At 53.6% G+C, this 25,005-nt stretch carries 23 protein-coding genes; 3 read left to right on the forward strand and 20 right to left on the reverse strand.

Features of this window, described 5'->3' with window-relative positions:
* Window positions 1–22: 22 nt before the first annotated feature.
* From EDF81_RS01225 to EDF81_RS01305, 17 genes are all read right to left on the reverse strand, one after another.
* The gene (locus EDF81_RS01225; protein WP_123345500.1) at window positions 23–2,776 is read right to left on the reverse strand and encodes an RHS repeat-associated core domain-containing protein; all 2,754 of its coding nucleotides are present in this window, start codon (window positions 2,774–2,776) and stop codon (window positions 23–25) included.
* Between the two features lie 195 nt (window positions 2,777–2,971).
* Window positions 2,972–4,192, reverse strand: a complete 1,221-nt coding sequence (zigA, locus tag EDF81_RS01230; RefSeq protein ID WP_123345501.1) for a zinc metallochaperone GTPase ZigA — start codon at window positions 4,190–4,192, stop codon at window positions 2,972–2,974.
* Window positions 4,193–4,396: 204 nt separating this feature from the next.
* Window positions 4,397–5,041: a type IV secretion protein Rhs gene (locus EDF81_RS01235; RefSeq protein WP_260232634.1), complete on the reverse strand. Its 645-nt coding sequence runs from the start codon at window positions 5,039–5,041 to the stop codon at window positions 4,397–4,399.
* Between the two features lie 5 nt (window positions 5,042–5,046).
* Window positions 5,047–6,204 (reverse strand): type VI secretion protein, encoded by a 1,158-nt coding sequence (locus EDF81_RS01240; protein WP_123345503.1) that lies wholly within the window; start codon window positions 6,202–6,204, stop codon window positions 5,047–5,049.
* Window positions 6,205–6,207: 3 nt separating this feature from the next.
* A complete protein-coding gene (locus EDF81_RS01245) occupies window positions 6,208–6,474 on the reverse strand; it encodes a PAAR domain-containing protein (protein ID WP_123345505.1) in 267 nt (88 codons plus the stop codon).
* 53 nt (window positions 6,475–6,527) lie between these two features.
* On the reverse strand, window positions 6,528–7,028 hold the full coding sequence (locus tag EDF81_RS01250; protein ID WP_123345507.1) for a DUF6392 family protein: 501 nt from the start codon (window positions 7,026–7,028) through the stop codon (window positions 6,528–6,530).
* Between the two features lie 28 nt (window positions 7,029–7,056).
* The gene (locus EDF81_RS01255; protein WP_123345508.1) at window positions 7,057–7,563 is read right to left on the reverse strand and encodes a DUF6392 family protein; all 507 of its coding nucleotides are present in this window, start codon (window positions 7,561–7,563) and stop codon (window positions 7,057–7,059) included.
* A gap of 70 nt (window positions 7,564–7,633) precedes the next feature.
* On the reverse strand, window positions 7,634–8,140 hold the full coding sequence (locus EDF81_RS01260) for a DUF6392 family protein (protein ID WP_123345510.1): 507 nt from the start codon (window positions 8,138–8,140) through the stop codon (window positions 7,634–7,636).
* A 74-nt stretch (window positions 8,141–8,214) separates the two neighbouring features.
* On the reverse strand, window positions 8,215–8,757 hold the full coding sequence (locus EDF81_RS01265; protein WP_123345512.1) for a DUF6392 family protein: 543 nt from the start codon (window positions 8,755–8,757) through the stop codon (window positions 8,215–8,217).
* Between the two features lie 49 nt (window positions 8,758–8,806).
* Complete coding sequence (locus tag EDF81_RS01270) at window positions 8,807–9,316, reverse strand: DUF6392 family protein (protein ID WP_123345514.1); 510 nt, start codon at window positions 9,314–9,316, stop codon at window positions 8,807–8,809.
* Window positions 9,317–10,663, reverse strand: coding sequence for an S-type pyocin domain-containing protein (locus EDF81_RS01275; protein WP_123345516.1), 1,347 nt, complete (start codon window positions 10,661–10,663; stop codon window positions 9,317–9,319).
* Between the two features lie 23 nt (window positions 10,664–10,686).
* Window positions 10,687–13,188, reverse strand: coding sequence for a type VI secretion system Vgr family protein (locus EDF81_RS01280; protein ID WP_260232680.1), 2,502 nt, complete (start codon window positions 13,186–13,188; stop codon window positions 10,687–10,689).
* Window positions 13,189–13,668: 480 nt separating this feature from the next.
* Window positions 13,669–16,761, reverse strand: a complete 3,093-nt coding sequence (locus EDF81_RS01285; RefSeq protein WP_123345519.1) for an efflux RND transporter permease subunit — start codon at window positions 16,759–16,761, stop codon at window positions 13,669–13,671.
* A complete protein-coding gene (locus EDF81_RS01290; RefSeq protein WP_123345521.1) occupies window positions 16,761–17,834 on the reverse strand; it encodes an efflux RND transporter periplasmic adaptor subunit in 1,074 nt (357 codons plus the stop codon). The genes EDF81_RS01285 and EDF81_RS01290 overlap by 1 nt, the downstream gene beginning before the upstream one ends.
* Window positions 17,835–17,900: 66 nt before the next feature.
* Complete coding sequence (locus EDF81_RS01295) at window positions 17,901–19,091, reverse strand: cell wall metabolism sensor histidine kinase WalK (RefSeq protein ID WP_123345522.1); 1,191 nt, start codon at window positions 19,089–19,091, stop codon at window positions 17,901–17,903.
* Window positions 19,088–19,786 (reverse strand): response regulator, encoded by a 699-nt coding sequence (locus EDF81_RS01300; RefSeq protein WP_123345524.1) that lies wholly within the window; start codon window positions 19,784–19,786, stop codon window positions 19,088–19,090. Before EDF81_RS01300 ends, EDF81_RS01295 begins: the two co-directional genes overlap by 4 nt.
* A gap of 239 nt (window positions 19,787–20,025) precedes the next feature.
* Complete coding sequence (locus tag EDF81_RS01305; protein WP_123345526.1) at window positions 20,026–20,904, reverse strand: alpha/beta fold hydrolase; 879 nt, start codon at window positions 20,902–20,904, stop codon at window positions 20,026–20,028.
* 251 nt (window positions 20,905–21,155) lie between these two features.
* Here EDF81_RS01305 and EDF81_RS01310 point away from each other — a divergent pair, with 251 nt between their 5' ends.
* Window positions 21,156–21,734, forward strand: a complete 579-nt coding sequence (locus EDF81_RS01310; RefSeq protein ID WP_123345528.1) for an ABATE domain-containing protein — start codon at window positions 21,156–21,158, stop codon at window positions 21,732–21,734.
* A 10-nt stretch (window positions 21,735–21,744) separates the two neighbouring features.
* Here EDF81_RS01310 and EDF81_RS01315 read toward each other — a convergent pair whose 3' ends face one another.
* The 3 genes from EDF81_RS01315 to ycgZ are packed head-to-tail and all read right to left on the reverse strand — an operon-like array spanning window position 21,745 to window position 22,647.
* Window positions 21,745–22,023: a biofilm development regulator YmgB/AriR family protein gene (locus EDF81_RS01315; protein WP_123345530.1), complete on the reverse strand. Its 279-nt coding sequence runs from the start codon at window positions 22,021–22,023 to the stop codon at window positions 21,745–21,747.
* Between the two features lie 38 nt (window positions 22,024–22,061).
* Entirely contained in the window at window positions 22,062–22,361 is a 300-nt protein-coding gene (locus tag EDF81_RS01320) for a hypothetical protein (protein WP_123345531.1), read from the reverse strand.
* A gap of 46 nt (window positions 22,362–22,407) precedes the next feature.
* Window positions 22,408–22,647 carry a regulatory protein YcgZ gene (ycgZ, locus tag EDF81_RS01325; RefSeq protein WP_123345533.1) on the reverse strand — a complete coding sequence of 80 codons (240 nt, stop codon included), beginning with the start codon at window positions 22,645–22,647 and terminating at the stop codon, window positions 22,408–22,410.
* A gap of 302 nt (window positions 22,648–22,949) precedes the next feature.
* Here ycgZ and EDF81_RS01330 point away from each other — a divergent pair, with 302 nt between their 5' ends.
* Together EDF81_RS01330 and EDF81_RS01335 are read left to right on the forward strand one after the other, a co-directional pair.
* Complete coding sequence (locus EDF81_RS01330; protein ID WP_123345535.1) at window positions 22,950–24,170, forward strand: diguanylate phosphodiesterase; 1,221 nt, start codon at window positions 22,950–22,952, stop codon at window positions 24,168–24,170.
* Window positions 24,171–24,272: 102 nt separating this feature from the next.
* Complete coding sequence (locus tag EDF81_RS01335) at window positions 24,273–25,004, forward strand: MerR family transcriptional regulator (RefSeq protein ID WP_123345537.1); 732 nt, start codon at window positions 24,273–24,275, stop codon at window positions 25,002–25,004.
* The last annotated feature ends 1 nt before the right edge of the window (window position 25,005 follow it).

Below are 25,005 nucleotides of genomic sequence, written 5' to 3' on the forward strand. Positions count from 1 at the left end.
GCGAGGGTTATTTTAGACATACCTATTTTTGACCCGGTTTGTACTGGTTTTTAGGATGGTAATTTATCCACTCTTTTTTTCCAAAAACGTCGTCATGGGATATTTTCTTACCGTTACGATAGAAGATCAGGTTGGATTGCACCTCAGGGAGATCCCGATGTCGGTAGAGCCAGCGAAGTTCGCTGGAGGTGATACTCGCTCCGTGGCCCTCTTTTGATATCACCAGGCTGATATCATCACCAATAATATCGGTCATAAAATGCAGCGGTTTTTGTTTGACCAGTAGCTGAAACGCCAGCCCGGCCTTGCTCGTTCTTTTCCATAACGGAACGCCAAGCTGCATTGCCTTCCAGGGTTCAGCCATGAGTTTGGTCGATTCTTCCTGAGTGATGACATTGTATTTGTCATGCGACGCAATAAATTCCCTGAACTGAATGGCACGTTCGGGATCGTTTAATTGTTTACGTATCGTTTTGTCATCAGAATACTCCTTAGGCTTCGCAACGTCCCAGACGGCATTGGTAATATCATTTTGAATGGTAATGTTGGCTTTCTCTTTCACCTTTCTGAAGGATTGCCTGATCGATTTAAAAATATTTTTAGTCGGTGGTTTAAGCACTTCTTTTCGTTTAAAGCCCGCTGCACTCAGCGTGGATAACGCCTGTTCCCGGGGTTTATCCAGCCCGTACACAATATCACCCCACTGAAATATATCTGCCAGCGGTGTCTCAGCGGGCGCCGCGTGATGCTCAACAGGCGCACGTCCATCTTTGTCCTCAAGCGTTACGGGATTATTTCGCACCATCCTGAACAGGTTCAGGCCATCGACTGTTCCCGCCGGGTCTGCGCAGAGCCATCTGCCCGCCCACGGCTGGTAGTACCGGAATCCGTAGTAGTAAAGGCCTGTGGCATCCCGTTCCTTCCCTGAGTATCTGATTGTTTTGTAATCCACTTCGGTTTGACTGCGTGCGCTCAGAACGGCCGTGCCGCCATACGGATAGTACTCCTCCATGCTGATAACGTTCCCGTCACCGTCCAGCTCAAGTATGCCGCTGCCCGTCAGGGTGTTGTAGCTGTAGCGTAGCCCATCGTTGCTGATATTATCCGGCCTGCCGCTCTCCCAGTGCAGGGCTCGTACCTGCGCCCGGCCCGCTTCACCCACGGTAATCACCTGCAGGCTCTCTTTTTCAGCGGTGCCCAGGGTTGTGGTCCGCACTTCAAGCCCCGGGAGGTACATCACCCGCTGCGTCTGCATGCTGTTACTCGTTTTCTGTACGCTGACCTTCAGTACCCGCTGGCCGCCATTGTCATAACGATAGCTTTCACTGTCGTCCACGCTGCCGTCACGTACCACCGGCGTCACCTTCAGTAGTTCGTTGCGCGGTGTCCATTGCAGGGTCTGGCCCTGCAGCAGCTGTTTCTGCTGGCCGCCCGCCGTGAAGAGCGCGTCCACCTCGGCTGGCTTTGTCGTCAGCGTACTCAACACCGCTTTGTTGCTGCGGTCGCTGACGGTAATATCCGTGGTGTAACCGCTGCCGGTGGCCGGGGTATGTCGTATCCGTGCCAGGTTTCCGGCGGCATCATAGGTGTATGTACGGACGTAGTTTGTCCAGGAGGCGTTGTCTGTCGGGAGGGGGATGATGGCGGAAGGCAGGTTGCTGCTCTGTTGTGTCATACCGGCCATTTCTCGCCCGGTGGCGCTGACCAGCTGGTACAGGCTGTCGTAGAGATACGTATTTTCTGGCACCGCTTTCTGGTTACGCCAGAAGCGGGTCTCTTCGGCGTCGTTGCTGATTTGTAGTACGTTACCTACCGGATCGTACTCATAGCGCAGGTCCTGCAATACCTTCGCATCTGCAGGGCGCTCTGTTTTCATCCCGGTCAGGCGCTGTGTCTCCGGCTCATATTCATACGTGGTCACCACGCCGTTGCCGTGCTCCTCGCGCAGCTTCTGTCCGGCGGCAGACCAGGTTAGCGACTTCACGATAGCCTGTTCCGTACCGCCATTCAGCGTCAGCCAGCTTCCCGACAGCCGGCCCGCCACGTCGTACGCGACTCTCTGCACGTTGCCTCTGGCATCGGTAGTGGTCAGCACCCTGGCGGTAGCGTCCGACGTGGTCAGGGTGATATACACCTCACCGCTGAGCCAATCGTTCCAGACGGAGGCATCTCCACCTTGCCAGTCGGCCACGGTGTCGGGATTTTCCGCATCCTTCAGCAGGCGGCGGGTAACGGAGAGCGGTGTGTCGGTCAGAGCAACGCTGTCGGTCTGCACCAGGCCAGCGGTATCGTAATGGCTGACGCACTGTCCGGCGAGGTTAAGCGCTTTTTCTTCGGCGGAATTTTCCGCATACACGAAACGCTCCATAATGCGGGCGGTTTCGCCGGTCACCTGCTCGGTCACGCTCAGCGGACGGCCGGGCCGTTTTGCATCTTCATACTGCCAGGTACGGGTCACTATCGGGGTGACAGCCAGAAACGAACGGCCGGCAATGTCATTCAGGCTGACGGTGGTGCCGTTATCCGCTCCCTGCGTCCGCAGGACGTTTCCGGCCAGATCCGTCAGGTAACTGAAGTTCGTCAGTCCGGCATCATGCAGGCGCGGGTCGGCGCTTTGCGCCAGGAAACCGCGGGCATCATACAGGTGGCGGGTAATACGCTCATCCGTGGCGTCCGGCGAGTCGGGATGGCGGTGGTACGCGATCTCACGTACGGCCAGAGCGCGGTTATCGAGAACCGTGACCGTTGGGGTCTTACTGAACAGCAATGTGCTCATGGGAAATTCCTCTATAGGTTGTACAGCCCGAGCGGCTGCACAAATTATTATAAAGGGCCAGAGAACATTGAGTTTAAATGTGGCCTTTCAGGCGGCCGATTTTATGCGGCCAGGGATCGGTAAAGGCTTCTGTATCATCCGCCGTCAGGGAACTTCCGTGTGCGTCAGCACGCCTGATGATAAAGCCATCGTCGTTTACTCAAACCAGCTATCGAGCGGATCGGGGTATTGCAGCCATCCTGTCGGACCCTCCGCCATTTCCGCATCGCTCAGCAGTGCGGCATTTAACGCCGCGCGAACCGCAACTTCATCCATCTCCATCCCGATAAAGACCAGTTCCTGACGGGCATCGCCGATCCCGTCGATCCAGTTTTGCATAATCGCGGCGCGATGCTCTTCCTCTTCGGGCCAGCGCTCTTGCGGAATGCTTGCCCACCACATACCGGCCAGGCCCTGATGCGCCACGCCGCCTGCCTGGGACCAGGATCCCGCGTACTCGGGACGGGTTGCCAGCCAGAAGAAGCCTTTCGAACGGATCACGCCGTCAAGCTGATGCTCAAAGACCTGCGAGAGCCTGACAGGGTGAAAGGGACGTCGCGCCCGGAAGACAAAGCTGCGGATCCCGTACTCTTCGGTTTCCGGCGTATGCTCTCCCCGCAGCTCTTTTAGCCAGCCAGGCGCCTGCGCCGCCTTGTCGAAATCAAATCGACCCGTATTCAGTACCTTATCCAGCGACACGCGTCCAAACTGCGCCAGCTGAATATCTGCCTGTGGGTTCAGGGTGCGCATCAGCGCGACCAGCTGCTCTCGCTGGGCAGGGTCAATAAGGTCGGTTTTGTTGAGCACCAGAACATCACAAAATTCGATCTGGTCGATCAGCAGATCGACAACGCTGCGCGTATCCTCTTCGCCCATCGACTCGCCGCGGGAGTGAATACTGTCGGTCGAGCGGTAATCGCGCAGGAAATTCCATGCGTCAACGACGGTGACCATGGTATCCAGACGCGCAACGTCGGACAGGCTATGACCATCTTCGCCGTCAAAGGTAAAGGTCTCCGCCACCGGCAGAGGCTCAGAGATACCGGTGGATTCAATCACCAGCTGGTCGAAGCGTCCCTCTTTTGCCAGGCGATTCACTTCAAGCAGCAGGTCTTCCCGCATGGTGCAGCAGATGCAGCCGTTGCTCATTTCGACCAGCTTCTCATCGGTGCGGGATAATTCCGCGCCGCCCTCGCGCACAAGCGCGGCGTCGATATTGACCTCGGACATATCGTTAACAATCACCGCGACGCGTCGTCCTTCCCGATTGTTCAGGATATGGTTAAGCAGCGTGGTTTTCCCCGCACCGAGAAAACCGGAGAGCACGGTGACCGGCAGGCGGAGATCGGGGGTGAGACGAACGGCAGTTTCTGACATTGAACAAGGCTCCTCAGGGCAATGGCTGGCGGTAATCATTTTATGCGCCATGAATTTACGTTATGTTATAACATAACAAATACAGATTCCAGCCAGAGAGAGCAGAAGTGCATAGTAGTAAACACGGGTAGGGATATCAGGGCGAAGCAGGGAGGTGCATTTAACAAATGCACTACAGCAATCTATGGCATAACCACTTATCATTTAATCCCATGGGAAATTCGTTAATACATGGCGATATTGTTGTCTGGCTACCGGCTCACTAAGATCGTCATCAAGTGTAATGTCATAAAATCTTATGAGGTCGCGCCATCCCTTGTGCCCTTCCATTTCCAGCGTGAAAGAGTCAGCAATAATCTGCGCCTGCTGTGCCATGGAATATTCTGCTAAAAGCCGACCATCAAGCTGGTATCTGTAACCAGTAATCCAGCTAACCTGTCGATGGTCAATCGCGTTCATTCTTTTTTCTCGTTGCCATACATGTGCCATCTCATGAATAAACAGATGCTGCATCTCAGGGAGGGACTGAGCGTAATCTTCCCGATACAGAAGAGGGCGGCAATAGATTTTATCCTCCGTGACTCTTTCGGCGCGCTCGCTTTGCAACCCAGAAGGGAGATAACTTTCACGGTAGATCCTGATTTTGTGATACGGAATACTCGACATAAACACAGATTTTGCCAGCGCAATTTCACCTGACGTTAGCCTCCGTAACGTGTTTTCTTTTTCCTGTTCTTTTTTCATTTTTTCCTCCTGATAACCAGGCTGCGTGCTTACCCAGCGGAGACGGGCACCCGGAGCTTCGGTGTCCGCAGGCCAGAAAGACGCCTGTTCGTCCGAAATAGCCATACAGGCTACCCGATGTGTTCATTTTCGCTTCCTGATGTGACGGTGCTAATAAAGCGCTCTTCTCCGGAAGCAAGCAGCATCAGAAGAGAGGTTTTATTCCGGCTGACCAGGTCAGCTGCCAGCGCTGTCAGCAGCCAGGGGGATGCCGGTCCTGGAATGCCACTCCATTTTTCCAGGCTTATACGTTCGGAAGGTCCCCAGGCTGCGCCCTGTACGTGTCCGGTTGTGATTAACGCAGCGGTCATCTCTTCCCAGCCACGATGGTCCTCCAGCACAAAAGTGGTGCGGCAGGCCACGGTCTGGGTATTGAGAAACAGCCTGAGATCTTCGTCAAACCGGGCGATATCCAGCGGCATGGGACGCAGCAGTCGGGCAGGGTGCGGCAGATGATATTTTTGCGCGACGTCGTCACTGGTCAGCAGGAGCGCAGCCAGACCGTCGGAGTAAGCTTCACCGCCGCGCAGTTGTACCACCAGAAACAGTTCGACCGTGAGAAGGGGTTGCTGCAGACGTTCTTCGACCCGTCCCATTGACAGGATAGTGTTGACCGTAATGTCATCAGGGAGCGCGCGCTCCGGGAATAATGTCGTCCAGACTGCAGCAAAGGCTTTAACCATTTCTGCCGCAGGAAGATCGGCGATTAGCACAACCTTCAGCGGGAGATCCGCGGGTAGCTTACGCAGGGCATCTTCCGTACCCTTAAGCAGAGCTTCAGTCGCGATCTGTTCCAGAGATGCTGTGCCAGGAAGATAGTCTATCTTTCTGATGAGACCGTATTGCTGTGGCAATGTATGGGGCAGAGATACCGCAGAGATATTATCGGGTAAAAAGAGACAGCTACCGAGGATGGCGAGGTGCCGTTCTGCCCAGGCTTCCCACAGTTTCTGAGCACGCGCAGCCTCTTTCTGCAAAAACTCATATTCATCAACTTCCTTGCCCCATAGCCAGCCCCGCAGACAGAAAAGGGTCAACCAGATCCCGGGTGGCGCCAGGGAAACCCACCAGATATTGAATTCAGCGAGAATCTTCATCGTGCCGGACGCGTGAAGAATAAACAATAATACCCCAGCGATGGCCATGAGCACGCCGCTCAGAAACCACCGTATCAGGGAAGGGGCTGGCGGTAATTCTGTGGTTAAGGCTTTCGTTCTTGTCCAGCCCATGGGTTATCCTATTGCACACTCAGGTGCACCCGAGATAACCTGACAGCCGCACTGGCTTTTGCACCCGTCAATAACAATCGCCTTACCGTCAGATGACCATTCTGACGAACCTTCGATGATGGGATTGGGGCCATGCCCGGTCTGGGGGCAGCTCACCATATCTCCCACCAGAGCGACTTTTCTGCCGTTGACAATCATCGTCGAAGAGGCGGAGATGACCTCACCGCCGTGGGTTGTTTTGTCCCCTAATAATACAAATCCTGTAGACATATAAAATTCCTTTTTATTTAAATAAAAGCTAAAAAAACCAAGCGGTTAGTTTTTCACTCAGCTTTTTTCTCTAATGCATTCTGGATCTCTTTAGCTCTCTCTATCGGGTAAAATGTGATTTTTTGTACAAAAAAGTTTTTATCATAAGTGAAAGCCGCTGCAATATACTGATTGGGGATGGGTAAAGCATAAATTTCTTTTACTCCCAGGGAAATAGTCATCACTACTTTTGCTTCAACGTAAATCATCGGTAAGCCAAGGAATTTACGGACCCACTGTTGATTCATTACGGGTTCCAGACCAAAAGGCATGGTGTTAGGAAATGACCAATTTGTCTTGCACTCATCTTCTAACCGCAATGTTATCTCTTTGAGTTTCTTCTCGGAATCATTAAAGAACACCAAAAACACACCTTCACGTTTCATATCCAGGTCTGCTTCATCTTCATCAATGGGTCCGTAGGGTTTTGTTTTATATGGGATTAATTCTTTACTGTAAATTTCATAATACGACTTACCTAAATTTTTTATGAGAGCCTGGACGTCAATATTCATGTGATATAAATCTACCTTGTGATTGAGTTTAACCACCCAGCCTTTTTTTCTCTAACGCAGCTTGAATCTCTTTGGCTCGTTCAAGTGGATAGAAATTTATATCTGAAACAAAGAGGTCTTTATTGTATATGAATGAAATGATGATATTTTGATTTGGGATTGGCAAGGTATAGAACTCAGTTATGCCACAATAAATAGTCATAATGATCTCCGCATCAACATAAATCATCGGTACGCCAAAGCGGTTCCTGATCCATTGCTGGGACATTACCTGCTCCAGACCGAATGGTAGTGGGTTGGGAAATAACCAATCGGTTTTACTTTCGTCCTCTAACTTCAGCGTTACCTCTTTAAGAATTTTTCCCGAGTTATTGGAAAAAGCAAGGTATATCCCTGCACGCTTCATCTCCAGACTGGCAATATCATCATCAATGGCACCATGAGGTTTTGTCTTGTAGGGAATTAAGTCTTTTTTTAAAATTTCTTGATAAGGATTACCTAATTGTTTAATAAGTTCTTCAGTATTAATGGCCATTTGGTCTCGCTCTGCGTCTGAAAATATCACATGGGGAATAGCCCAGATAATACTGGGCTATAAGGAATGGCTAACCATCTAACCGTTTTTTTTCTAACGCGGCCTGGATCTCTTTGGCTCGCTCTAGTGGATAGAAAGTTATATTTGAGACGAAAGAGTCTTCATTATAAGTAAAGGATGCGACGATGTGTTGATTCGGAACTGGTAACGGGTAAAACTCTTTTATACCAATATAAAACTTCATAACCTTTTGAGATTCTACATAAATCATGGGTATTCCAAAGTGTCCCCGCACCCACAACTGATTCATCACCGGGTCCAGGCCGAAGGGCATGGGATTAGGGAATAACCAGTCAGTTTTACCCTCATCTTCTAACCTTAAAGTAACGGCCTTTAGCGTCTTGAATTCATTATTGATAAAAGAGAGGAATATTCCCTCGCGTTTCATATCTAAACTCGCATCATCATCACTCACGGAGCCATTGGGTTTGGTTTTATAGGGGATTACTCCTTTGTCATAAATGCTTTGATATGGTTCACCTAATTGCTTGATTAACATTTCAACATCAATAGTCATCTCAATACAACCCCGCGTCTCTTTTTAGTTTATGTATTTTGGCCCTGATTTCCTCGGTTTTATCATCGCTTATTTCATGTTTTTTTCTCGTGCATCATCGGCGATATTAATTTTCCACTCAGCCTTTTTTTCTCTAATGCATTCTGGATCTCTTTAGCTCTCTCTATCGGGTAAAATGTGATTTTTTGTACAAAAAAGTTTTTATCATAAGTGAAAGCCGCTGCAATATACTGATTGGGGATGGGTAAAGCATAAATTTCTTTTACTCCCATGTAAATAGTCATAACGATTTTCGCATCAACATAAATCATCGGCAAACCGAAATTTTCTCGTACCCATTGCTGAGACATCACAGGTTCCAGACCAAACGGCAACTCGTGAGGAAATATCCATTCGGTTTTAACTTCATCTCCTAGTGTTAATGTCACTTCTCTAAGTAATTTTTCATTGTCATTAGTAAAGGCTAAATATATACCCTGGCGTTTCATATCCAATCTGGCGGTACTATCATCAGAATCCCCATGTGGCTTTGATTTATATGGTATTAATGAGCTTTCATGAATGTCCTGATAAGGTTCCCCTAACTTTTTCACTAGTGTTTCTACGTTGATTTTCATTTAATATAATCCCACATCAATTTTTTAATCGATTTATTAATATCAATGCTTATTTTTCATTAAGCTTTTTTATCTCCAGGTCGGACTGTATCTTTTTTGCGTGATTTAATGAGAAAAAGATAACATGCTCTGCAAATAGATTCTTATTGTAAGTGAACATTGCTGCGATATTTTGATGGGGGGCTGGCAGGGCATAAACTTCTTTCTTGCCTATATAAAAAGACATGATTTTTTTCTCATCGGAATAAATCATAGGTAATCCAAAGTGTTCCCTCACCCAAAATTGGGTCATGACCAACCCTAAGCCAAATGGCATTGGGTTAGGGAATAGCCAGTCAGTTTTTTCTTCATCTTCCAGTCTTAACATAACTTCTTTAAGTTTTTTATCCGAGTCGTTAAAGAAAGAAAGATATATTCCTTCCCGCTTCATTTCCAGGCTGGCGGTATCGTCACTAACTGAACCATAGGGTTTTGTTTTATAAGGGATTAACCCTTCCTTAAAAATATCTTTATATGACTTCCCCAATTGCTCTATTAGCTTTTCAACATCGACGCTCATTTAATATAATCCTATCTGTCGGTTTAACTCATGTAATTTAGCGCGAATCTCCTCGACCTTCTCAGTAGAGATATTATACTCACGTTTAAGGCACTCCGCATTCGCATCCCAGTTAGTATTCACCGCATCTTCTAAAGTACTAGCATCGAAGTCTTTTCGTTTTATGATTTCACCATTTTCTGTTTCGACATTACTATTGTTGCGTCCGCCATAGGTTTCACTACACTTACGATGAATCTCTTTTGGAATCGCAACTGCAGCAACTTTATTAATCATTCTATTTATCTCCGCATCACCTAATAAAGGATCTTGGTTTTTTAAATATATTTTAACAGCTTCTTTTGATGGGATGTGATCCACCTCATATAACCCCAGTCTTGAACGCCCTTTGAAGTTATCAAAATAATCAACTTCAAGATCCTCAACCGGAGGTTTTTGAAAATAAACATAGATTGCCGGTATATCCCCAATCGGGTCAATAATGATAAAATCATCAAAATCCCGATCTTCGATGGGCAGTGTTTCAATATTGGGTCGCTGCTCATCCGGGACAGGCGTTCCCGGCAGGGGAGGTAAGGGTTCAGGTGCCGGGTTGGGTAAGCCCCATAAACCCTGTGGCTCTGGCACCGGCGTAGGTGGCGAGGTGTATCCTCCCGTATTGCCGTCATGGATCGTGGTCTGTTGGGTTCCCTGCTCAAATCTTCCCTCTCCGCGAGCTCTTGACCAGATAAACCGTCCTTTGACCGAGGGATCCTCAAAACTCCATGTGTCGGGATCCAGCTGTTTTGCAAACCGGACCCGGACCCGATCCAGGCCGCTACCTTCACCCACCTGATAGCTATAGGTTTTAAGTTTCCCTGTCTGGGGGTCTTCTGCAAAACGAAAGCGGACTCGGGTGCGAACACGGCCATTTTGTTCGGCAATCTCCCGAAGCTGATATTCCGGGATATAATTCCCGTCAGCGACGGTTGAGTCCAGGCGCATAAACGCCCCCACCATCATCTGACCCTGAATCAGGTTCTGATAAAGCTGATCGCCACGTATATTCCGCAGCATTTCATCCTCACCCTCATTCAGACCTTTAGAGTAGAACATTGTAAAAAGAAAGACGGTGAAAGGTTGAGGCGCGACCCGTCCCAACGAGATGGCACCTATACCCGTTGCTGCTCCGACTCTCGATATGAGCGTATTTCCCAGCGTGGTTGTTGTCGCCCCCACATAAGAACCACGCACTGAGGCAGCCAGCGCAGCAGAGGTGAAAAAGACTTGTGCGGATCCTCGCTCAACAACCGGCTCGTTTGCGGCTGAGGATGTTTTTCCCGATCCGGTTCCCAGTATTTGCGTCATTGCTGTTTTCTCCTGTCCATGGCTCACAGTAATTCTATTTTTAGTGATTCGGGCAAAGCGGTATAAACGCTGGCCGTTTTTCCTTGCGCATCGGCTCGCCCCTCAAATATCTGGCCTTTTTCAGTGGTTATCCGATAACGTGCAAAGGGAACGATCTCGCCGGTCTTCTGATCTTTGACCGTGAAACGCTCCTCGAACCCTTTAGGTAGTTCCAGGGGCGGTACACGAAAATCAGTCTTGCCCATTTTTTGCACATTCACCGACTTGAGCAGAATATTTCCCGGGCAGCCCAGTTCAATATTTCCCCCGCTGAGTCTGATATAGGCCCCGGCACAGTTCAGCACCAGTTCCTTTGCCGACGTAATTTCCACCTTTCCTTCCACGCTGGTGACGGTAATATCCTTTTTCGCTATTGCCCCCAGCGCATCATCCTGCGCCTGTATCTCCACTTTGCCTTTCGCTGCAAACAACTTCATACCGGCTTTCGCCGCCAGCATGCTGATTGCATCGCCCGCTGCCACCGTAAAGCGCTTTAATGCGCTAATATCGGTATTCTGCTGCGACATTATCCCCACGCTGGCGCTGCCAGAAGACACACGCACCGCCTGCGGACTGCTGATGCCGATCCCCTCAGGCGCATTCAGCACCATTCCGGGCTTCTCAAGCGCTTTTAGCGCAGCATTCAAGGCTCCCTGACTCTCTGTATCCGATGACAATGCCTGAGCTGACTCTGCTGCTGACGCCAGACTTTTGGCAATACCCAGCGCGTGTTCCAGCTGGTCGATGGTTTCCTGCATCGCCAGCATTTTGTCGCCGGCGGCGGGTTGTTTATCGGCAGTGATAAACACACCTGCGCCACCCCGGATACTTACCCAGTTATCCGTTCTTAACTCTGCGCCTTCTCCCCGCAACTCTCGCCTGGCGTTAACGTTGTGGCCAAGATTCAGCTGTGTCTTACCCCCGTACTCCGTGCTGAGTTTGACATGCTCTTCACCGCGCTTGTCTTCCATCCGTAGTTTGTTAAATGCAGCGGTTCTTATCACGTTCCGGGTACTGTTCAGCTCGGTAACATGATCCCGGTGGCGAGAGTCATGTAGAGCATGTGCGATATAGGGGCGATCGGGATCGCCTTCGTGGAAGGCAATAGCCACTTCGGTCCCCTGAATCAGCGGAAAGTGAAAACCGTATTGATCCCCGCCATAGGGTTTGGCTAGCCGCACTGGCATGCTTTCCTGTCCCCGGTTTTTACCATCAAGGTCGGCATCAAAACTTACCCGGTACAGTCCGGCTGCATTCTGCCACGCATAGATATCACCTTCTTTTGCGCTGGTTACACGTGCCATCATCGTGCCGGTGACCTTTGGACGCGGAAGTAGTGCCGGGCGCCAGCACACCGTTTCACTATGCGGCGCGCCCACGATGAAGACCTGCATCGCCTCGCTGCGGTTAGCGGTAAAGACCAGCCGGGTGAGGAGCATTGGCGCTACCTGCAGCTGTGCCGGAAGCGTGGGAGGAACACTGTCGGTGATGTTCAGCACCTGGGCTGCCGCCAGGGTGGCATCGGTGCTTTTACCGGTGATGATTGTCCGGTTAACCAAATAACGTTCGTGATCCAGACGAGCCCAGAAGTTGGCCGTTTCAGGTTCCGGGGTAATTTTGTCACCGCGTTCTGCATGGCGTGGGCGGTAATGGTATGCCTCGCCGTAGTTGATTTCGTCGCCGTCACCGCGCGTCATATCCGCCGGAGCAGACTGCAGGAGGTTCTGTGCTTCACGGTGGTTATAATCTTTCGTGGTGACGCTGCTTTCCACCACGTTACTGGCTACCGTCAGTCCCCAGATGGCGTCTGAAGCGTTGTCGTTCAGACCCGACGGACTGTTCAGCGCCAGCGTTTTACCAAATATCAGTGCGGCCTGACTGTCACCAAAGTGGATCACTTCGGTCTGTGTGTCCTGCTGGAGGGTGAAGTAATAAAAAATGCCTGTTTCGGCGAGCAGGCGTTGAACAAACGCCAGGTCGCTTTCCTGATACTGGTTAATCTGCTCGCGTTTCGGATAGACTTTTTTAAGCCGAAACTCGTATTCCCAGCCCTTAAGACCGTGTTCGCTGAGAACCTGCGTCACCACTTCCGGAACCGACTTGTTGACGAAAAAACGGTGTGAGCGAAACTGCCTGCCCAGCAGCGCGAGAAAGGGTTCGACAATAATCTGGTAGGTAGACTGGTCTTCGCTACCGCTGAGCCTCCGGAAATGGGTGATGGTGCCGTGAACCACCTTCAGGCCAGTCATCGTCGCCAGAGGACCTGTTCCCATGATCAGCATGGCGGGCTTATTCAGTAGCTGCTCTACTGCGATATCTTTATCGATACTGGTGAATCGAATGGTGTATCGATACAGGTCACTTATAAATTCCTGGCCCACAAACTCCTCGACATCGAGTGAAGACCGGCAGGAGGGGATATCAAGGTGGTAACGGTTTAGCGAGGATTTAAATGCCTCCGAAAGTGTATTTTTAAGACTCTCCATCAAGCTCATGGCACTGACTCCCTGTGAATAGATTTTTGAGCGCAAGCGGGAAGTGCATCATCTTCCGTCATCCACTACCCGGCGGACTATCAGGCACGCTACCGCCCATCGCTGTAACCAAAGCGCACCAGGTCAGATTTTCCCGTCTGTATGGGTGTTTACCCTGAGACCCATAATTCTGTTCTATATATTGCTGTTTAATGATTTCCAGTTCAGGGGTTCACATGACCAAAAATGGATTATTACACTACCATTAATTAAATATTTCGATCAATGATCTATATTTTTACGTTTAATAGGTTTTTTATTCTTGTTTTGGGCGCAAGAAAATACCACTAAAACAGAGAGGGAGCACCTGTTTCGGTTGTGATAGATGTAAATACCAGGGCTATCTGTTATGACTCCAGTAAACCTCGGGTTTTTGATTTATAAATGATGGTAAATTGATTTAAATCAGGGCGGTTGCTCGATGGCTCGTGATTAACGAGCTGATCCCTGGTGCTCAGAGGTCCGGGTTCCCGAGCGTCGCAGATATTGGCTCAGCTTCTCTTCCCCCCCAACCACCAGGCTGAGCGCCGCCGGTAAGACGGTCAGCGTGACCAGGGTTGCCGCCAGCAGACCGCCAATAATGACCCAGGCCATCGGGCCCCAGAAGGCCTGACGGGCGATGGGGAGCATCCCGAGAATGGCCGCCAGGGCGGTGAGCAGAATCGGCCTGGCCCGATGTTCGGCGGCTCGTACAATGGCGGCATCGCGGGCCAGGCCCTGACGAATATTGTTGTCCGCCTCGCTAATTAAAATGACCGCGTTACGTACGATCATCCCCGACAGCGCAATCAGACCCAGCATGGCAATAAATCCCAGCGGCGTACCGGTGGGCAGCATCAGCAGTACCACGCCCGGCAGGCAGAACGGGGCCATTGAGAGAGCAAGAACGACGCGCGACAGGCTTTTGAGCTGAAAAATCAGCAGAGCCAGGGTGAGGGCCAGCGAAAAAGGCAGCACGGCAAATACGGAATGATTGCCTTTCTCCGATTCTGCCGCCGTCCCGCCTTCATCGATGGCGTAGCCAGGTGGCAGCGTGGATCGCAGGGCATTAACCGTCGGATGCAGCGACTGAGAAACGGCGTCGGCGGATTTACCCGGAGCCAGATCCGTTTGCACCGTGATAATCGGCAGGCGCTGACGTCGCCAGATCAGCGGGTCGTCGAGGCTCCACTCCGGGGTGGCAATCTCGCTCAAGGGGATTTTGCGACCGTCGGCGGCGGTCAGGATCAGCGAGGACAAACTGCTGAGATCCTGACGTTCGTCGTTGTTGGCCCGTAGCGTGACGTCAATCAGGCGGTTGCAATCGCGGATAGCGGTCGCCGTGATGCCGGACCAGAGCGTGTTTAACGCCGTGGCCAGATTGTCGGCAGAGAGGCCGGCGGCGCGGGCGGCGGTCTGGTTGACGCGCAGGGTAATGACCCGCTCAGGCTCACCGGCGCTCAGATTAACCTCCCGGGTGTCCGGATGGCTTCCGACGCGGGTGGCGAGTTCCCGTGCGATATTTCGCACCTGACCATAATCCGGTCCCGTAACCCGGTACTTGATCGGCCAGCCCACCGGCGGCCCAAGCTCCAGGGGATAAACGCGGGTGATAATCTCGCTAAAGTCGCGGGCAAGGATCCGGGCAATCTCCTGCTGCAGCCGGTTTCGGGCGTTCAGATCTCTGGCAACAACCACAAACTGGGCGATATTCTCGTTATCCAGCAGCACGTCCAGCGGCAGGTAAAAGCGTAGGGCTCCGGTGCCGACAAAGGCAGAGAAATGGGCGATATCGGGATTGCCCTCAAGGGCTTTTTCCAGCCGTATCGTCTGACGTTCGGTCTCCTGCTGGCTGGCGTTAGCCGGAAGCGTCAGATTGACCAGCAGCTCCGGCCTGTCGGAGGCGGCAAAGAATCCGCCCTGGAGCAGGGTCGATGCGCCAACGGAGGCCGTCAGCACCGTCAGCGCCAGCAGCAGCGTGCGCAGGCGATGGGACATAATCCAGGCCAGTAGTCCCTGATAGCGCCGCCGCAGCCAGCCGTGCTGCGCATGCCGTTGCAACGCGTCATTTGGCAGCAGCCAGACGCCGGTCAGCGGGGAGAAAACAATGGCGACGATCCAGGAGCAGAGCAGGGCGATCAGCATGACGGCAAAGAGCGTAAAACAGTACTCTCCGGCGCTGGAGGCGGCAAATCCCACCGGGATAAACCCGGCGATGGTCACAAGCGTCCCCGTCAGCATCGGAAATGCCGTGGTGCCGAAGGCCCATGTCGCGGCGTTAATTTTACTGTCGCCCGCTTCGAGGCGACTGACCATCGCCTCAATGGTGATCATGGCGTCATCCACCAACAATCCCAGGGCAATAATCAGCGCGCCCAGCGAGATACGCTGCAGGCCAATTCCCCACAGCAGCATAAAGGCAAAGGTCATCGCCAGCACCAGCGGGATCGCGGCGGCTACCACCAGTCCGGCCCGCAGGCCGAGGGAGACAAACGAGACCGCCAGCACAATCAGAATGGCTTCGCCGAGCACGCGCATAAAGTCATCCACCGCCAGCCCGACAACCGCCGATTGATCCGCCACCCGGGTCATTTCGATCCCGTGAGGTAAGGTCCTGGCAATGGCCTCCATCCGGGCGTTAAGGGCACGGCCAAAATCAAGAATATTGCCGGTCGACGCCATCGATACGGCAAGGCCAATGGCAGGCTGGCCGTTGACGCGAAAAAGCGGATCGGGCGGTTCGCTGATTTCCCGGCTAACGGTGGCGATATCCGTCAGCGGAATAAAGCGCTGATTAACGTGCAGGGTAATATTCTGCAGACTCTCTTCCGAGGTAAAGGCCCCGCTGACCCGCAGGGCGATGGTTTCCGTGTCCGTACGCACCGTCCCGGCGGCAACCACGGCGTTCTGCGCCTCCAGGGCATCGGCTATCTGCTGCAGCGTCAGCCCCATACCGGCCATTTTACGGGGAGAGAAGGTCACCACCACCTGCTCTTCCTGTTCGCCCAGCAGCTTTATTTTTCCCATATTCGGCAAAGCGATCAGGTCATGACGCAGGTTTTCCACCCGATCCCGCAGCTCACGAGGGCTGAAACCCTCCTGGGTAAAGGCATAGATGGAACCCCAGGTATCATCAAATTCATCATCGACCACCGGCCCGGCCGCGCCCGCTGGCAGCGTAAAGGCGGCATCCTGCATTTTTTTCCGCACCTGATACCAGACTTTACTGACTTCCGCCGGGGGCGTATCGTCGCGAAGGTTCACGTACAGGGTGGTGCTGCCGCGCCGGGTTTCGCTTTCGACATAATCCAGCCAGGGCGTCTCCAGCAGGCGTTTCTCCAGCGGATCGGTAATAAAGTTGATGGTGTCGGGAATGCTCGCGCCGGGCCAGCGGACCGAAACAACCGAGGTTTTAATGGTAAAGGCGGGATCTTCGGTGCGCGGCAGCTGCTCATAGCACTTCACGCCGATAGCCAAAATCATCAGCATCAGAAATACCACGCACTGCTGATTGCGGATCGCCCATGCGGAAATGTTCGGGAACATTATGGCTTTTCCTCCCCGAGCGAAACGGTTTCACCGTCGCGCAGTTTACTGACCCCGGCGATGACGACTCTATCGCCGGGACGAAGGCCGCTGGCGATAAACACCTGTTGCGGGGAAAATCCGGCCAGCGCGACCGGGGTCAGCGTTAACCGGCTGTGGGTGTTGTCCAGCACGAAGACCGCGGGGTTGTCGCCAGAGCGGGTCAGGGAGGAAGCCGGTAGCGCGATGGCGGGTTTGCCCGCACGAGAAAATGTGGCCTGCACGCTGGCTCCCAGCGCCAGCGAGGGCGGCGGCGCAATCAGCGTCATGCGCACGCGCCAGGTTCGAGTTCCGGGATCCGCCTGAGGGCTGATATCGCGCAATATCCCCTGCGTCGCCACGGCGGGAGTAGAGAGCAGAGAAACGGTAAACGTCTCGCCCAGCCGGGCGCGCAGCTCATCTGCCGCAGGGAGCCAGAATACGGCGTCCCGCCGGTCCCCGGCCGCCAGGGTAGCCACCGTCTGACCGACGCTGACCACCTGCCCGGCAGAGGCGCTAACGGCGGTGATCACTCCGTCTGAAGGCGCGATCAGCTGCGACCAGCTGACATTCTCCTCGGCAATTTTCAGGCTGGCCTCGCTGCTTTTGCGGCGGGATGCCGCGGCCTGCCACTCCGCCTGAGCGGTATCAAGCTGGGCGATTGAGACCGCGCCGCCGGGGATCAGCAGCTTCATACGCCGCAGGGTTAAGGCCGCCACCCGTTCGGCCGCACGGGCGCTGTCCAGATCGGCTTTTGCCGAAAGGCGCTGATTTTCGGTCGTCTGGCTCTCAATGGTTGCCAGCACCTGACCGGCCTGAACGCGATCGCCTGCCTCAACGGCGCGGGTGAGCAGACGTCCGCTCAGGCGGAACCCGAGGGCAATTTCATCCCGGGCATGGATCTCGCCGACCCGGCGCAGTCCGTTTTTGCTATCCGCATCGGAGACGGTCACGGTTTTAACCGGCCTCGGGACGGGAGCGAGCGCCGTCGGGGCGTCATCGCAGCCGACCAGCAGCAGTAGGGTGAAGATAACGGCGTGAGTGAATCGCATCATCGTGCCTGTTCTGAGGGAGATGAGGCGATTAAAGGTCGGCAAAATCCAGATTCTTTTTAAGGTTTATCAAGAGTGCGTCAAGGTGGCCGAAAAAGTCGGTAGCCTGACCGTTATTTCCAGGCCGCAAGGTTCTGCCAGCGCGGCGCGGATCTCGCCGTGATGGGCCAGACAGATCGCACGGGCAATCGACAGGCCCAGCCCGCTGCCGCCGGAATGGCGTGCGCGTGAGGTTTCGGCCCGGGTAAAACGGTCAAACATCGATTCAAGAAACGCCGTTGAAACACCGGGGCCGAAGTCGCGGAAGACCATTTCAACCGTGGCGTCGGTCTGCCGGATGTCGATCAGCAGTGTTTCGCCTTCGGCGGCGTAGCTCAGTGCATTTTCGAGAAGGATGGTGATTGCCTGGCCGATTCGGCTGGCATCGGCCTCCAGCGGGCAGGAGGCCGGGGCAGTGAGAAGGATATTCAGCCCGGCCCGATCCGCACGCGGGCGGATCCACGCGATCCTCTCTTTGACCAGCTCGCTCAGATTGACGTGGTGTATATCCAGCATAAGGTGGTCCGCATCGGCCAGCGAGAGCAGTTGCAGCGCATCCGCCAGCTGGCTCATCGACTGCAGCTGTTTCATCACCATGCCCAGCTGCTGCTCGTCTGGCGTAAAAACGCCGTCCATCATTCCCTGCAGACGTCCCATTGCGGCAGTCAGAGGCGAACGCAGTTCATGGGCCATCGCGACATGGGAGGCGCGCAGCTCCCGGTCATAGCGCGCCAGCTGATCGGCCATCTGATTAAAGTCGCGCACCAGGGCAATCATCTCCGTCGGGGCGTCTTTTAACGGCTGCGCCTGGGCGGTGAAATCGCCGCTGGAGACGGCGCGGGCGGCGGCGATCAGTCGGTTAAACTGCTCCACCAGCGGTCGGGCGGTTTTTAGCCCGAGAAACACCAGGCCGGGGATCAGAAAGAGCACCAGAATCCCGATGGTCATCCAGTCCCCGGAGGCAATATTGGGGTCAACATAGCTGATGCCCCACCAGCGATCGACGATCTGGTGGTAACGGGTCGGATCCGATGGCGGACTGGCTTTGATCTGCTCGTACTCCAGCCGGACCGCCGCAGGCATTTGCTGCTTCAGCCACGCGGCCTGGAGCGCGTAGCGAAGCCAGATGGAGGCGACAAAGACAATCACGGTGGCAATGGAGAACACCGAGACGCGGATGGCGATCCAGCGCCACAGGGACGGGCGGGAGGTGATATTCATGGCTGACGGAACCGATAGCCCACGCCGCGCACGTTCAGCAGAACGTCGTCGATGCCTGCCGTCTCAAGCTTTTTGCGCAGGTTATAAATATGCGTATCCACGACGCGCTCCAGCGCATCGCTCTCCGGCAGACAGTGGTCAAGCAGCGCCTGACGCGACCAGGCCCGCACCGGAGAGTGCATAAGCGCACTGAGCAGAGAAAATTCGGTTGGCGTGAGCTCAAGGAATCGGGCACGCTGGCCTTCCTGAGCCACCGTGGCGGTCATGGCGCTGGTATCCACCTCCAGTCCCTGCCAGCGCAGAACCGCCTCCAGGCCACCGTTGCTGGCCTGATACCGACGGAGAACCGCCTGCACTCGCGCGATCACTTCCCGGGGATCGTAGGGCTTAACGATATAATCATCGGCACCGTAGCGCAGGGCTCCCACTTTGTCCGGCAGATCGCCCATCGCAGTAATCATGATTACCGGCGTTTGACCGCTGCGGCGCACGGCGGCCAGCACTTCGGTGCCGTTCATAGAGGGGAGCATCACATCCAGCAAAATCAGGTCGGGCTTCCAGCTGCGGGAGAGCGCAAGCCCTGCCAGCCCGTCGCCGGAGACGGCGGTATCATAATTCTCACGCTTCAGATAGGCGTCAAGCACGTTCGCCGCATCCGCATCATCTTCAATAATCAACACCCGACGTTTACTCATGGGGAGTCACCTTGATGGTTTCTTCATCATTCCCGGAGGCAAGTGTTGACAGTGAAGGGCTACGCTACCGGGGAGTTAATAAGCAGCGCTGATAATAAGGGGGAAAAAGCGGGTTTACGTCGCAGGGGCTCACATTAATCACACGGTATTTTCATGGTTCTCTCCTGAGAACGTTGCGTTTATCGATCTTTAACGCAGGCCGTCACCCTTCAGGGTGACGGCCTTTTTTGTCTGCCGGGCTACGCTTCACCGCCGATAACCTGGCGAATGCGCTTAGCGATATGCTCTACGTGCGTCTCAAGGGCAAAGTGGCCGGTGTCGAGGAACTCAACCACTGCATTCGGGTTATCCCGCTTCCAGGCCTGTGCGCCAGGTGGAATAAAGAACGGGTCGTGCTCGCCCCAGATAACCAGCGTCGGCACCTGTGCCTGGCGGAAGAAGTCCTGGAAATCCGGATAGCGGGTCAGGTTGTTGGCATAGTCGAGGGTCAGATCCAGCTGAATCTCTTTATTGCCCGGACGTTCAAGCAGTAGCGTATCCAGGGTCCAGGTTTCCGGCGCAACCCGTTCCGGCGTCTTAACGCCGTGAAGGTACTGCCAGCGGATCCCCTCCAGATTCAGCATCGCATCGCTAACCTGCTGGCGGTTTTCAGCAGAAGGGTTTTCCCAGTAAGCACGCACGGGTTCCCAGGCATCCCCCAGACCTTCCTGATAGGCATTGCCGTTTTGCGAAATCAGCCCCGTCACGCGTTCAGGGTAGTGCAGCGCCAGCCGCAGGCCCGCTGGCGCACCGTAGTCAAAGATGTACAGGGCATAGCGGGAGAGTTTCAGCGTATCGACAAAACCAACCAGCGTTTGTGCCAGGGCGTCGAAACTGTAATGGTAATGCCGCTTTTCGGGGATCTCTGTGAAGCCAAATCCGGGCAGATCCGGGGCAATCAGATGGAATTTATCCGCCAGCAGCGGGATAAGTTCGCGGAACTGCATCGACGAGGTGGCAAAACCGTGTACCAGCAGCAGGGTCGGGTTAGCCGGGTCGCCAGCTTCGCGGTAAAAAACGCGCACGCCGTCGGCATCGGCAAACTGATAGCTGACCGGGTAATGGGTATTCATCGTCATATCATGCTCCTGTAACTGTTAAACTGTATTTTATGGGTTACTTGTTTTAAGTATGACGATTTTGTGTAACCTTACAAGTTGTATTTTAAGGGTTACGGCGGGAGGTGTTAAGAAAGATCGTCTTTATGGAGAAATATCAGAGCCCTGGATTTTTCTGTGCGGCGGAAAATTTTTATCACACTGTCTGTAACTGTTAATTTTGCTTTTAATAGGTTACTCTTTTGCCACGAACTCCCGTTGCAGGACGCCCTATGTCTACCGCTACTTTTCCACAGGCTGCGCTTTTTCTGGCGGACCACCGCGCGCTTGATTTTCTTAATACCGTTGCCCAGGTCGACGGGCAGCCCTGTGATTTCTGGCATTCTGACGATGATGTCAGGGCCTGGCTTGTGGAGGCGGGGTTTAGTGCGGGAGATGAGACAACGGATGTGCTACCCGGCGCATTACTCAAAGAGGCCCGGGCGCTGCGGGAGATCATCAGAACGCTGGTGGCGCAGAAAAAAGCGGGAAAGACGGTCGATGCACAGCCGCTTAATCAGTTCCTGGCCGCGGTCAGCAGTATTAAAAAACTGGTTGCGGATGAACAGGGTGGGCTGGAGGTACAAATCTGCTATACCGGTCAGACGGCGGCGCGACTTCTGGGGCCGGTTGCCGAACTGGCAGCCGGGCTTATCGCCCGGGCGCCCTTCGAACTGGTGCGTCAGTGTGAACACCCTGAGTGCACCCTCTGGTTTTACGACAGAACGAAATCACATCGTCGTCGCTGGTGCAGTATGGCGCTGTGCGGTAACCGCGCGAAAGTGGCGAGGTTCAGGCAGCAGCAGAAATAGCGTACGCGCGTTAGATGTCGTCCAGGGTGTGATCGACCACGATTTCGAGCGTTTTACGAATGATGTCAATTCTCACCACATCATCTGTGATTTCGATCTCATCAATTAAGCGCAGAATAATCTCTTTGTTGGTCAGCGGGCGGCCTGAGGCCATTAGCTTGCGGATCGCCGCGCCCAGTATCGCCTGCTCTTCTGTCAGCAGATCGCCCGCACTACGGAAATAGTCCGTGAGCGCTGAATCGGGCAGGTTGATAGTGGTCTGTGCTGTTTTTAGTGTTGTCTGAGTCATTTACTGACACCGTTAAGGTTAATGAGTAAAAGGCCGTGCTAGTGTTTTTTACTGATTCGGGATTGACTCTCTTCACCAAACAGGGAGTAGACGTTGCTCCTGTCCGGCTCGCTCACCTCATCCGCCGCAGGACGACGTCGGGTGGCCAGTTTGTCACTGACTTCCTCAATAACACGAGCGATAGCCTCACGTTTGAGCGGGTCGACTTCTTTGGCTTCCATCGCCTCAAGTCTCGCTACAACAGCCTTATTATTAATCGGTCCGTTGTCCCTCAGAATAGACAGGACGGCTTCTCCGATGATTTCATCCTGCAGCTGTTCGATTTCACTTCTGTTCATAACGACTGTCCTGGGTTGCAGTACTGTGCCCCTGGTGTTGGAAAAGTTAACGCTCGAAAAGCAGACCGATCATCGTATGGTAGTGGGCGACCTCATCCGGATCGGATGCTGCTTCTACGCGGTGCAGCAGTTTGGTACAGATGGCTTTACGGCTTACATTGCGGCCTTCTCTGAGGATTTCCATCACGATATTCCCCAGTATCTCCTGCTGCGTGGGCAGGGCTGCTTTATTGAAATAGCGGGTAATGGCATTAGCTGTGTCCGGGATATAACCGTTCTGACGCATATGTCACTCCTGTAAATGCAGTCTTTTGATAATGAATGAAAAGTTATACAAGCTTTTAAAAACTGTACATTAAAAGTTGTACATTTTGCCAGATTAGCTTTGATTAAAAATGCTATTGCTTTAAATTCATATGGTTATGTTTGTTTTAGGGTCGTAAAACCCACGATGAAACCAGATTTGAGGGGAAACCTGTACAACATTCAGAGTTGTCCTGGCGGAGGAGGACGTCCCGGCGAACGCAAGACGTATCGGGCCTTATCTGCTACTGTTGCACCTCACTCATCGATTCCTCTGGAAGTAGTATGCTCACCACGATTATTTATCGTAGCCATATTTGCGACAGCGTTTCGGCCAGCGTTCTGGGCGAGATGGTGACTGTAGCAAATAACAAAAACAGCCGGGCAGACGTCACGGGGATCCTGCTGTTTAACGGCACGCATTTTTTCCAGTTGCTGGAAGGGCCGGAGGAGGAAGTCACGGAGATCTATCGTCATATCCGTGAAGATAGCCGTCACTATAATGTGGTGGAACTGTTTTGCGATCGTGCTCCTGCTCGCCGGTTCGGTAAGCTGGGGATGGAGCTTTTTGATCTGCGTGAGTATGACCGGGACGAGGTGCTGCAGATTGTGCTGAATAAGGGGACATCCCGCTATCAGCTGATGTATGACGACCGCGCCCTTCAGTTCTTCCGCACCTTTGTTGAGGCGCGGGAGAAAGAGAACTACTTTGAGATCCCGCCGGGTAACGCCTGGGAGTTTATTCCTGACAGCAGCGCCGTCGTGCTGGACGCGTCGTACGGCGATAATACCGCCGAGTGCCGTTTCGCCTTTCAACCGATTATCGACCCGCTGGCCCGGGAGATTATCTCTCTGGAAGCGCTGCTGCGCACGCCTGATGGCGATTCACCCGAGCGCTATTTTGCCGGTCTGCACGGGCAGGCTGTTTACGAGGCCGACCTGCGCAGTAAAAAAGTGGCCTTTGCCATGGCGGCGCAGCTTGCACCGGTGGCACAGTCGCTCTCCGTTAATCTGCTCCCGATGACGCTGGTTGAGGTACCGGGTGCGGTTGACTTCCTGCTGAACGAAATTGCCGCTAACGGACTGGTGCCCGAGCAGATCGTCGTAGAATTTACCGAGAGTGAGGTCATTTCGCGTCTGGAGGAGTTTACCGGTGCGGTACGTCAGCTTAAGGCGGCGGGTATCCGCGTGGCCATCGATCACTTCGGGGCCGGATTTGCCGGACTGCTGCTGCTGGCGCAGTTTCAGCCGGACATTATCAAAATCAACCGCGCCCTGATTCAGGATGTCCATAAAAGCGGCTCCCGACAGGCGATTATCCACGCCATTATCAACTGCTGTGCGTCGCTGCATATCTCTGTGACCGCCGTCGGCGTTGAACAACCCGAGGAGTGGATGTGGCTGGAATCGGCCGGAATTATTCAGTTCCAGGGGCATCTGTTTGCCCGTCCGGTGATGGGCGGCGTTTCGGCCATTGCCTGGCCTGAGAAAAAGACCGGCTGGTAAGTGAGAGAATATAGGGTTGTACAGTCAGAAATTGTTCGTACAATATAGAGTAATCAAATTGTATCAAAGCAGGGACGTGCGGATTTCAGTATGAGGGAGTCAATGGCTTTTTACAGTATTGGCGATGTCGCCGAGCGATGCGGAATTAACCCGGTCACACTGCGTGCCTGGCAGCGCCGTTATGGTCTGCTGAAACCCCAGCGCAGTGAGGGCGGGCACCGGCAGTTTGATGAAGAAGACATCCAGCGTATTGAAGAGATCAAGCGCTGGATCGACAGCGGCGTGCCCGTCGGCAAGGTTAAGGCGTTGCTGGAAGAGAAGAAGGTCGATGTTGACGATGGCTGGGGCGCGGTGCAGGAAGAGCTGATGACGATCCTGCGCCAGGTCCGTCCCGCCAGATTACGTGAAACCATTGAGGCGCTGGGCTGTACACACTCCGCCGATATTTTGATTGACCATGTTTTTGTTCCCGTGCGCAAAAGGCTGACCCTGGATCAGACCACGGCGTTGACCATGCGCAGCCTGTTTGATGGCGCACTGCTGGCATTTTCCGTCTCGTCGCTTGCCAGCGCGCGCAAGTCCGCGACGAAAGAGGCGCTGCTGGTTGGCTGGCGCGGGGATGACCGTACGCGTCTGTGGCTGGAAGCATGGCGTTTGACACAGCAGGGATGGAATATCGACGTGCTGGCGGAACCGCTGGAATCACCCCGACCGGAACTTTTCCCCGGTCAGCATCTTATTCTCTGGTCAGGCAAGCCGCTGCTGCGTAGCCAACAGGAGCAGCTCGCCCACTGGCAGGCGCAGGGCTTCGCCGTTACCTTCCACGACGCGTAGC

Source organism: Enterobacter sp. BIGb0383 (genome assembly GCF_003751845.1).
In the GTDB taxonomy this organism is placed as follows: Bacteria; Pseudomonadota; Gammaproteobacteria; order Enterobacterales; family Enterobacteriaceae; genus BIGb0383.